This is a genomic window from Halomonas sp. AOP7-B1-5 (genome assembly GCF_052353045.1).
Taxonomy (GTDB): Bacteria; Pseudomonadota; Gammaproteobacteria; order Pseudomonadales; family Halomonadaceae; genus Vreelandella; species Vreelandella colorata.
The window spans coordinates 1-10,299 of the sequence record NZ_JBQTDC010000065.1 but is presented as its reverse complement, the minus strand read 5'-3'; the positions used below and the strand labels follow the sequence as shown (position 1 = coordinate 10,299).

Sequence of the window (10,299 nt, the reverse complement as noted above, 5' to 3'; positions counted from 1 at the left end):
GCAGTTGACGATGTTCGTATTATCGCTGAAGGCAGAGACTTTTTCAGAGCCTCCCTAAGACAAGAACACAGCATCAGGATGATGATTGGTTCTTGGCTAGATGTTTCTTATTTAAATTTACCAAGTAACAGAAAGCGTATTACTTAGGAGGCACGACATGAAAATGGAAGCTCTGAAAAAACTAGGTATTTTAGGCGTATCTTTTGGTCTTATGGCAAGTCCGCTGGCTTTTGCTGAAATGGAAAGTGGTACCGAGCAAGAGCCCATGCCGCAAGAAGAGCCGATGCAGGATGAGCAAGGCAGCTTCAACTCTTACGATACTGAGAATGATCAGGGCGTAACCACCGAGTATGAAGAGGAAGAGCAAGAATTCACTTACGAAGAAGAGGAAGAGGAGCAGGAATACGAAACCACTGATTCCGATGATGACACCCAGTGGTAAGTAACCCGCTAATGGATTGACTCTTGTTCTGGTTCACGGACGAGCCACAAAATGCCCCGCCAATTGCGGGGCATTTTTGCGTTTAAAGCATCGCTTAGAGGCAGTCGGTTTATAGGCTATTGTTAAACGAGATTAATTATCTAATCCGTAACGACAACAAGGACGCCTTTATCGTGGTGAACTGGAAGGAAACGCCGCAGCTACCCAAAGCCGAAGGACGTATTGAAGCTATTGACTTGGCCCGCGGTATTGCCATTGGTTTGATGATTATAAGTCATGCGGTAAGTGGGTTAGTAGGCATTCGCAACGTGCCCGACTGGGGCATGGTGCCGATTCATTTTTTAACTAAATTTTCCTCGTCGCTGTTCATTTTAGTGTTCGGCATCGCGCTGGCGGTGGCTTTTCTTTCCCATACGCAAACACAGGTGTGGCCTAAGCGGCGCTTGAAGTTATGGCTTCGCGCGTTGGAAGTCTGGTTCTGGTACAAGGCGCTTGTCATTATCGAGATGCTGCCCTTCAGTGCTCCCGCCGATATTGTGGATACGCTGCTTTACGGGCGCTTTGCCATTTGGGTGGAAATTCTCGGGTTCTATGCCATCGCGCTACTTTGGGTGCCTTTGATCCTTCCGCTATGGGCACGGGCGCCTCTCTGGAGCCGTATTGCCACTATTGTCGGGTTGGCCGGGCTTTCCGCTTGGCTACAAGGGTTTACCTTTGGCGGAAATGACATTTTGAAAGCCTTCCTGGTGGATCATCAAGACCATTACGCCTGGGGGCAGATCAGTCGGGCGCCGCTAATTCTTATCGGCTTATTGATCGGCGAGGCGTTGCTGCGCTGTTACTTTACCGCCCAGCTGCGGCGCCGTCTGGTGTTTACGCTGCTGGGCGTGGGCGCGTTAATGGTGGTGGCGTTTTACGGCTTCGCTTTTGCTGAAGGCGATGCTTATGCGGCGATGATGGCCGTTGCCAATAACGCTGGCAAACATCCCCCCGGCCTGCAGTTCACGCTGTTTAGCTTAGGCGGTGCGCTTGTCTTACTCGCGTTGGCGCTGGCCGGAGGGGCGATTGCCGCTAAGGCACTTTTGCCGTTAACCGTGGTCGGTAGCGATGCATTAAAAGCCTTCATTTTTCATATTGTGATGATTTTTCTGGTGCTGCGCTTTCTGCTGCAAGACGAGGGCATGTACACCTATCCACAGGCACTTGGCATTGGTGGTGTGTTAATACTCGGCGCGGCCGCCTGGATTTGGCTAACCCGCTGGATAGCCGCCCACCGCTAAAAGAGGTAATGATTTGCGACGGATTCAACGCTGGCTGCTAGGTATTGCATTTTTGATTGCGCTGCCCGTCTACGCCGATGGGTACGAAACTAACTGGTACTACGAAGTTGATAAACAGAGCACATGGCAGGGCGATTTAGATGCCCGAATAGCCGCCATTGAAGAGGTGTTTGGAGGGGCGCTCGGGGTTTATATACAAAACCTGACGACCGGGGAGGCGTATTCATGGCAGGCCGACCGGCCCTGGTATCTGGCCTCGCTGGTAAAAGTGCCCATCGCCGCGCAAGTGCTCGCCGAGCGCCAGGCGGGCACGTTGACTCTCGATGAGCGGTTAACGCTTGCGCGCAGTGACTTTGTGGATGGCGCCGGCCCGGTAATCTGGCATGACCCCGGTACGCCCATTTCGGTGCGTTATCTGCTCGAGCAGATGATTACCGTCAGCGATAACACGGCGTCCGATATGTTGATTGAGCGTGTTGGCCTTGCTGAGGTTAACGCGCGTGCCAACGCCATGATTGCAACCAGTGGGGGCAATCCTGACGATATTGGCCCTATTACCAAGCTAGTGGGCGTACGCCAGGGCGTATATGGTCAGTTTCATCCGGATGCCAAAACCTTGGCCGGTATGGACTTTATCGCACTGCGCCAGCACCGGTTAAATCAGCGTGGTAGCGCACTGGCCCGTGTTTTAGGCGTTAATCAAGCCGCATTGCTACAGCCTGATTATGACCATGCCTTTGATGCCTATGAAGCCACCGGTGAAAACGTAGGCACGCTGCGCGCTTACGGCGACCTGCTGGCCAGTTTGTATAACGGGGCAGCGAGCGATTTAGACGCCGATCAGCGCCAGGCGTTGCTGGAGATCATGCAGCGTACCCGCTCAGGCGCGAAGCGCTTAACGGCAGGCATGGGCGATGCGATCAGCTTTGCGCATAAAACCGGCACCCAGCATCGGCGCAGTTGTGATGCAGGCGTCGCCACGCGAACAGATGAAAGCGCCCGTGTTGGCCCTTGGGTCATCGTTACCTGTAGCCGCGGCCCGCTTGCCCTGAGTGATCATGAACATGCCCTGGCGCAAGTCGGTGACGCGCTACGCTACAGTGGTGCGTTGGGTGCGCCTTGATGGCTCAGGTACCCACAACACATGCGTGGGCGTGATAAACTAGTGGCCCACTATATTGGTTAAATGAAGGAGCTTGTTATGGCACGTGCCAGCGCCCGTCACATTTTGGTGAACAGTGAAGAACAATGTTTAGCGCTTAAGCAGGAAATTGAAAACGGCCGCGATTTTGCTGAAGTGGCCAAGCAGCATTCAAGCTGCCCTTCTGGCCGTCAGGGCGGCGACTTAGGTAGCTTTGGCCCCGGCCAGATGGTGCCTGAGTTCGATAAAGTCGTTTTCAGCGGTGAGCTGGGTCAGGTACATGGTCCGGTAAAAACGCAGTTTGGCTACCATCTGCTCGAAGTCACTGACCGCAGCTAAGCCGCCAGTGTTTCTATAGCCGTGCAACGCCATCAGGCGTGCACGGCTTATTTTTCGCATTAAAGTAATGCGTGATATCGCGTAAAAACTGCCTCAAACGTCGCGGCTTTTACGCTGTGGTGTGAGGAGTGCGCCTTGAACGATCCGATTATTTCGATTAATGGCCTGAATAAAACCTACGAAGGCGGCTTTCAGGCACTTACGCGTGTGGATTTATCCATTCAACGCGGCGAGATTTTTGCCCTGCTTGGCCCCAACGGGGCAGGCAAAACCACGCTGATCAGCGTGGTGTGCGGCTTGGTGAATCCTACCGAAGGCCGGGTAGTGATTGATGGCTTTGATAGTGTGACTCACTATCGCCAGGCGCGTGAACGTATTGGCCTGGTACCTCAGGAATTAACCAACGAAGCCTTTGAAACGGTATGGAACACGGTCAGCTTTAGCCGCGGCCTGTTTGGCAAAGCACCTAACCCTGCGCATATCGAAAAGGTGCTTAAATCGCTGGCACTATGGGATAAGCGCGATAACCGCTTAATGACGCTTTCCGGCGGCATGAAGCGCCGCGTGCTGATTGCCAAGGCACTCTCCCATGAACCACGTATCCTGTTTTTGGATGAGCCCACGGCCGGTGTGGATGTCGAGTTGCGCCGGGATATGTGGGAAGTCGTGCGCGGGCTGCGTGAAAGCGGGGTGACGATTATTCTCACCACCCACTACATTGAAGAAGCCGAAGAGATGGCCGACCGCATTGGGGTGATTAATCGCGGGGAAATCGTGCTAGTGGAAGAGAAGGCCGCCCTCATGCAGAAGCTAGGTAGCAAGCAGCTAACCCTGCAGTTACAAACACCACTTCGTGAACTGCCGAATACGCTGCAGCAAGACGCGCTAAGCCTTACCGCCAATGGGTACGAGCTGGTATACACCTATGACGGCCGGCAGGACGAAGAGGGTCACGGCATCTCGACGCTGCTGGCAACGCTTGCCCATGAAGGCATTACCTTTAAAGACCTGCATACGCGGCAGAGCTCGCTTGAAGATATTTTTGTCGATTTAGTTAAGGAGCGCGCATGAACCTTCATCCTGTTCGCGCCATCTATATGGCGGAAATGGCGCGCACGCGGCGCACCCTGCTGCAAAGTATTGTATCGCCGGTTATCTCGACCTCGCTCTATTTTGTGGTGTTCGGCGCGGCAATCGGCTCGCGTATCAGTGAAATTGGCGGGGTAAGCTACGGCGCCTTTATCGTGCCGGGGCTGATCATGCTGATGCTACTAACTCAAAGCGTATCCAACGCCTCGTTCGGTATCTTCTTTCCCAAATTCTCAGGCAGCATCTACGAGATTTTATCGGCGCCAATTTCGTATCTGGAAATTGTGATTGGCTATGTGGGCGCGGCGGCTTCAAAGTCGATTCTGCTGGGGCTGATTATTCTTGGCACATCGAGCTTTTTTGTGCCGCTGGAGATCGCTCATCCTTTCTGGATGCTGACGTTTTTGGTATTAACCGCCGTCACCTTTAGCCTGCTTGGGTTTATTATCGGTATCTGGGCGGATGGCTTTGACAAGCTGCAGCTTGTACCGCTGTTGATTATTACGCCGCTGACCTTTCTGGGTGGCAGCTTTTATTCGATTGATATGCTGCCCCCCTTTTGGCAGACCGTGACGCTTGCCAATCCGGTGGTCTATCTGGTGAGCGGTTTTCGCTGGAGTTTTTACGGTATTAGCGATGTCAGCGTGGCGGCCAGCGTGGCCATGATTACGCTGTTTTTGGTCGCAAGCCTTGGGGCTATTGCCTGGATATTCCGCACCGGTTATCGCCTTAAGCCATAGCCCACGTCGTCGTATTTCTGTTTATTGTCTGGAGCTGATGCCACTTTATGCCGCTACTGCAAAGTATTGTTCACCGCTTGGATCCATCACTTGATGGCGAACGCCTAACCTTAACGGCGGCGCCTGCCCCCGCTGAAAACGATGACCCGGTAATGGCAAGCCTGGTGAACGGGCTTAACGACACCTATAACACCAAAGCCAAGGGCTGGGGGCGCTTTGCTGAAGAAGGCGAACAGGCTGGGCCGCTGGTTGCCTGGCTGCGCGACTATATGGCCGGCGAGCAGGACTTCACGCAGCTTTCAACAGCGATTGCTGAGCGCCTGGCGCGCGAGCTGCAGGAGCAGCTCTCGGTAAGCGGCTATTTACTGCTCGCGCATTTACGTCAGGGCGACACGGAAACCCTGTTTGTGGCGTTAGTCCATCAGCGCGAAGGCATCGGCATTAACGAAGCACATCAAGCGGTGCCCGCGGCGCAGTTAAATACCAGCCAACTGACCTTGGCCGCTCGGGTCAATTTAACCCAATGGCAAAGTGATGCGCCTAATGCCCAATACGTATCGTTTTTAAAAGACCGTGGCGGGAAAAAACTCGCCGAAGGCATGGTGGCTTTGCTGGGCATGGAGGAGGGCATTGATGCTCCGGCGGAAACCCGAACGCTGTTAAAGGCCTTCAGCGACTATGTTGAAAAAGAGGATTTCGACGAAGACGCCAGCCGCGACAAAACCGATACCCTAGTGGACTACGCCAATGAGCAATTGCGGCGGGGCGAACCCATGACCCTGGAAGCGCTCTCTGAGCTGGTAGACGAGCAGCAGCCTAAAGCATTTTTTGAGCATATCCGTAATGCCGACTATGGGCTTTCCGCGGAGATCCCACCGGATAAACGCACGATTAGCCAGTTTCGGCGTTTTACTGGACGCGCAGGCGGTGTGTCCATCAGCTTTGACTCGCACTTGCTAGGGTCTAGCATCGAGTATGACGAGGGCCAGGACCGGCTGATTATTAAGCAGGTGCCCAAGCAGTTAAAAGAGCAGCTTGCCAAGCGTAAAAGTTAACTTGCCAAGGCACTTAACTGCCTGAAACGCGTCGAAAGGCCAAGTTGATCAACGGAGCAAACACGATGCTGGATGCGATTACTCATTTCTTTCAACGTGCCTTGGCCGAACCCGAGCGGCGCGACAACCAAGCGTTAACCCTTGAACTTGCCACCGCGGCACTGCTGTGTGAAGTGGTGCGCGCTGACTACAATGCCAGCGATGCCGAGCGTGCGGCGTTAAAGCAAATGTTGACTACCCGTTATCGGCTAGGTGAACACGAAGTAGCCGAACTCATGGCGCTTGCCGAAGCCGAGGTGGAAGAGGCGGTCGATCATTACCAGTTCGTCAGCCTGGTAAGAGAGCACTATGGCTATGCGCAGCGCTGTGAGCTGGTTGCCTCAATGTGGCAGTTGGCGTGGGCTGATGGCCGCGTGGACCCACTTGAAGAGCACCGTATTCGGCGTTTGGCAGATCTACTTCACGTCAGCCACAGCGATTTTATCCATGCCAAACTGCAGGTAGAGGAGCGCCGCAACGCGCATGAGTGAATCGACAGAGGCTACCAATCTAACCGAACTTATTCAGACGATGGAGCAGATGGAGCGTGATGCGCCGCGTGTGAGCGTTGATGATATTGTTAACGCTGTCGGGCGTCGCTCCTTTGGGCCGCTCCTGTTAATTGCCGGGCTAATCACGCTCGCGCCGATCATTGGCGATATCCCCGGTATGCCTACTTTAATGGCCGCGCTGGTCTTGCTGGTCTCCACTCAACTACTGGCGGGCAGAAAAACGTTTTGGTTACCTAAGTGGCTTTTAAATCGATCGGTATCCCGCAAAGGTTTTGATAAAGCCATTCATGCGCTAAAAAAGCCTGCTCAATGGATCGATAACCTTTTAGGCGTGCGTTTAAAGTGGATGACCGGTTATGCGGGGATACGCGCCACGGCGCTTGCTTGCCTGTTGGTGGCTTTAGCCATGCCTCCGATGGAATTTATTCCCTTCTCCGCCAATGGTGCAGGCCTTGCGCTAACGCTATTTGGTCTGGGGCTTGTCGCCCGCGACGGCTTGGTACTTTCGTTAGGCTTTCTGATCACGACCGCCACGTTTGTGGCGATACTCATGTATCTTTTATAGGCACACAGGGATGTCACGATGTCTGAGCCGTTAAACCCGCCGCCGCCTAAAACGCCCCAAGAGCAATCCACCTGGGAACGGCGTATTGAAACTGCCCTTTGGAATTCGCGGTTTCTGGTGATGTTAGCCATTATCCCAAGTCTGCTAGGATCATTGGCACTGTTTGTTGTGGGAACACTGGATATTCTTAATGTCGTTGGCGATGTTATTCGCTATTACCTACTGGGCAGCACGCAGGATATCCATGAAAATTTAGTGCCTGAAATTGTGATCGCGGTGGATATTTACCTTATTGCAATCGTGCTGTTGATCTTCGGGCTGGGTATTTATCGACTATTTGTATCAAGGATTGATCAGGCGGAAGAACGTTATCCCAGGCACCCCTTTAACGTTGCCTCACTTGATCAACTAAAAGATAAAATCGCCCGTGTGGTTATCCTGGCCGTGATTATCGAGTTCTTCCGCGCCGTAGTGGATATTCGTTTCACTACGCCGCTTGAGGCGATTTATCTGGCGCTTTCCGTTTTAGCGCTCGCCGCCGCGCTGTATTTAATGAGCTTGGCACATAAAGATGAATAGCTAGTGGGGGTGTAATAGCTTAACCACCAACCGATTAAGCTGCTGCTGAAACTGGCCCCCAGGCGATGGGGGCGTCGGGTCTGAGGTGATCACCATCGTCATTTGCCTACTCGGGATGACATACAGCGCTTGGCCGCCATAACCCCGGCCGTAATACACCGCCTCATCGGCCAATTGAGTAATAAACCAGCCAAAACCATAGCCATCACCTGTCCATGCCGAGACGCCGCGGGCCGTCCATGAGTCTTCAACCCAGCCTTCTGGCAATATGCGCTCGCCATCGACCATGCCATCGTTACGGTACAGCTCGCCCACCTCTATCAATGCGCGTGGCGAAAGCTGCATATCGTTGCCGCCAAAATAAATACCCTGCGGGTCGCGCGGCCAGGGCAGGATTGAGATATTGAGCGGATCGCCCAGCAAACGCTTTGCCAGTGCGTGGGTGGTTTCGCCACTTGCATAGGTAAGTGCTGCCGAAAGCAAATGGCTGGTGCCGGTGGAATACAGCATACGCCCGCCGGGCTCATCGACAAATGGGCGGGTCAGAGCGTCGTTAATCCAGTTAGAGCTTGCCACCCAGGCGCTGTAGTTGCCGCCTGAGGTACGTTCTAGCCCTGCCTGCTGGGCCAATAGGTGCTCAACCGTAATATCGCTAACACGTGGGTCTAGGCCTGAAGGTAAGTGGTCGCCAAATAGCGCCACTAGTGGCTGATGGGTGGATTCGATAATATCAGCTTCAATCGCTGCCCCGGTAACGGCCGCCAGTACCGTTTTGGAAAGCGACTTGATATTGGCCGGCTGCGCGGTACCGGGGCCACCTTGGTGGTATTCATGGATAATCTCGCCATCATAGGCAACTACCACGCTATGAAGGCGTGAAAGCTCACTGGCGTCATTATCAAGGGCTGTTAACGCTACAGGCAGCGGCGGATCGGCATAAGCGCTGTGCGCACCTAGTACCGCCAATACGCAGCAACCAAGCCATCGGATAAGTTTTTGCATCAAGCCACCTCCATCGCATAACGCCACTGCATGCATCTATTTACACTAGCGATTGCCGCGCATCAGCACAAAAAAACATGCTCAATGAACGCTGAGAAAAGGCTATTTCAGATCAAAATGATCATAGATTACGCAAAGAGTCAGAAAGCCTGCTAGGCTGAAGGCGTTACTTCGAAGTAAGCAACCCTTTGATTTCACCCAAAACGCAAACTAGCAAGGAGCGCCGACATGCGTAATATCATTTATATCGTAGGTCTGATTGTCGTTGTACTGTTCATCCTTTCGATGCTCGGCCTGCGTTAATCGCGCCAATAAAAAGCCCACAGGCGAAACCTGTGGGCTTTTTTGTGCGTGCCTGTTTTTAACGCAAGTACCTTTCTTAACCGCGCTTTAAGCGCAGTCAGCCGCCCCCTGGCCGAACATATCGAACATCAGCTCCCGACCCATGGCCGTTAATACAAAGCGGTCATATCCATTGAAGGTGGCAGCGCCACTTGTTTCCAGAATCTCTTGGCAGGCTGCCCACTCTGGCGCTTGTGCGCGCAAAGCACCAAGCTCACGCTCGGCCAGGCCACGCTGGGCGAGCGTAATGCTCTCAAGCACATACCCGTGGTCATAAAGCATTTCTGCGACGGATGAAAGGCAATGGCGAAGGCTGCGCTGAGCGTTGGTAGCAGGCGTGTGGCTAGAGTCGTAAACGTAGTGTGCATGCATGATGCGGTGTCCTGCGAACGGCGCGAATGAATATATTGCAGTGCATTGTAAAGCAGGGAAGGGTGTTAGACCAAGGTCTATGGTGTGCTGGTTGTTTTATGGACACCATAAAAATGGTGTCCATCTGGGTAGCTGATCTAGCCGTACATTATCTATAGGGGAGTTGATGAGTGATGGATCATGTTTATAAATGCCCAGTGCTATGCAGGCCACTTGGATTTGTTACATTGAAATGAGCAAAAATGCTTAATTTATAAGTAAGTAATTAATATAAAGATATTTGTATTTCTTAAAATAACATTTTGTTACCAAGCAAGGTTAACAAATATTTTGGATAAAGGTTATTTTAATGGAAGCAAATAGCTAATAAAAACTCATTTATGTATTAGGTAAGTAAGTGTGAAGTAAATTTACATCTTGTTAAGTAATAAATTAACTGAAAGCGGTTTCTATCGTAATTTCAGAATTCGGTTTTAAGTTCTGGCCTTAATTAATCGACCTGCTGAACGAGGTGAAATGACGAACGGAGCAAGCTTAAACCCGATAAACAGCAGCGACGAAATCCATACTGAACACTGGGAAGGCGCTTGGCAAGGTAGTTAAAGTTCTTAGAAAGCATAGTGTGACGTTCAGTTAATGCCATGTAAGTGTATGTGATGAAATATTCTATATCAGGGTTGGGCATAGACTAAAGTCTAGGTTATGATATTTTATGCGCATGGAGCCATGTGTTCATAAAACTGAAAGACTGCAGACGGCATAATAATAATTGCTAGATAAAATCTTTGTATTCTGAAAACAT

At 52.1% G+C, this 10,299-nt stretch carries 12 protein-coding genes; 10 read left to right on the top strand and 2 right to left on the bottom strand.

What is annotated here, in order from left to right:
- Window positions 1-157 precede the first annotated feature (157 nt).
- The 10 genes from ACT3XD_RS18760 (at window position 158) to ACT3XD_RS18715 (ending at window position 7,781) form a co-directional block, all read left to right on the top strand.
- Window positions 158-442, top strand: a complete 285-nt coding sequence (locus ACT3XD_RS18760) for a hypothetical protein (protein WP_192539762.1) — start codon at window positions 158-160, stop codon at window positions 440-442.
- Between the two features lie 173 nt (window positions 443-615).
- Window positions 616-1,722 carry a heparan-alpha-glucosaminide N-acetyltransferase domain-containing protein gene (locus tag ACT3XD_RS18755; RefSeq protein WP_192539761.1) on the top strand — a complete coding sequence of 369 codons (1,107 nt, stop codon included), beginning with the start codon at window positions 616-618 and terminating at the stop codon, window positions 1,720-1,722.
- Between the two features lie 13 nt (window positions 1,723-1,735).
- Window positions 1,736-2,845 (top strand): serine hydrolase, encoded by a 1,110-nt coding sequence (locus ACT3XD_RS18750; RefSeq protein ID WP_192539760.1) that lies wholly within the window; start codon window positions 1,736-1,738, stop codon window positions 2,843-2,845.
- Window positions 2,846-2,923: 78 nt separating this feature from the next.
- Window positions 2,924-3,202, top strand: coding sequence for a peptidylprolyl isomerase (locus ACT3XD_RS18745; RefSeq protein WP_192539759.1), 279 nt, complete (start codon window positions 2,924-2,926; stop codon window positions 3,200-3,202).
- A 135-nt stretch (window positions 3,203-3,337) separates the two neighbouring features.
- Window positions 3,338-4,273 carry an ABC transporter ATP-binding protein gene (locus ACT3XD_RS18740; protein ID WP_192539758.1) on the top strand — a complete coding sequence of 312 codons (936 nt, stop codon included), beginning with the start codon at window positions 3,338-3,340 and terminating at the stop codon, window positions 4,271-4,273.
- Window positions 4,270-5,031, top strand: coding sequence for an ABC transporter permease (locus tag ACT3XD_RS18735; protein WP_018919001.1), 762 nt, complete (start codon window positions 4,270-4,272; stop codon window positions 5,029-5,031). The genes ACT3XD_RS18740 and ACT3XD_RS18735 overlap by 4 nt, the downstream gene beginning before the upstream one ends.
- Window positions 5,032-5,078: 47 nt before the next feature.
- The gene (yejK, locus tag ACT3XD_RS18730) at window positions 5,079-6,086 is read left to right on the top strand and encodes a nucleoid-associated protein YejK (RefSeq protein ID WP_192539757.1); all 1,008 of its coding nucleotides are present in this window, start codon (window positions 5,079-5,081) and stop codon (window positions 6,084-6,086) included.
- Between the two features lie 65 nt (window positions 6,087-6,151).
- Window positions 6,152-6,616 carry a tellurite resistance TerB family protein gene (locus tag ACT3XD_RS18725; RefSeq protein ID WP_192539756.1) on the top strand — a complete coding sequence of 155 codons (465 nt, stop codon included), beginning with the start codon at window positions 6,152-6,154 and terminating at the stop codon, window positions 6,614-6,616.
- Entirely contained in the window at window positions 6,609-7,202 is a 594-nt protein-coding gene (locus ACT3XD_RS18720) for an exopolysaccharide biosynthesis protein (RefSeq protein WP_192539755.1), read from the top strand. The genes ACT3XD_RS18725 and ACT3XD_RS18720 overlap by 8 nt, the downstream gene beginning before the upstream one ends.
- A gap of 18 nt (window positions 7,203-7,220) precedes the next feature.
- Window positions 7,221-7,781 carry a YqhA family protein gene (locus tag ACT3XD_RS18715; RefSeq protein ID WP_192539754.1) on the top strand — a complete coding sequence of 187 codons (561 nt, stop codon included), beginning with the start codon at window positions 7,221-7,223 and terminating at the stop codon, window positions 7,779-7,781.
- Here ACT3XD_RS18715 and ACT3XD_RS18710 read toward each other — a convergent pair whose 3' ends face one another.
- Both ACT3XD_RS18710 and ACT3XD_RS18705 read right to left on the bottom strand, forming a co-directional pair.
- Window positions 7,782-8,783: a serine hydrolase domain-containing protein gene (locus ACT3XD_RS18710; RefSeq protein WP_192539753.1), complete on the bottom strand. Its 1,002-nt coding sequence runs from the start codon at window positions 8,781-8,783 to the stop codon at window positions 7,782-7,784.
- A 390-nt stretch (window positions 8,784-9,173) separates the two neighbouring features.
- Window positions 9,174-9,497, bottom strand: a complete 324-nt coding sequence (locus ACT3XD_RS18705) for a hypothetical protein (RefSeq protein ID WP_192539752.1) — start codon at window positions 9,495-9,497, stop codon at window positions 9,174-9,176.
- Window positions 9,498-10,299 lie beyond the last annotated feature (802 nt).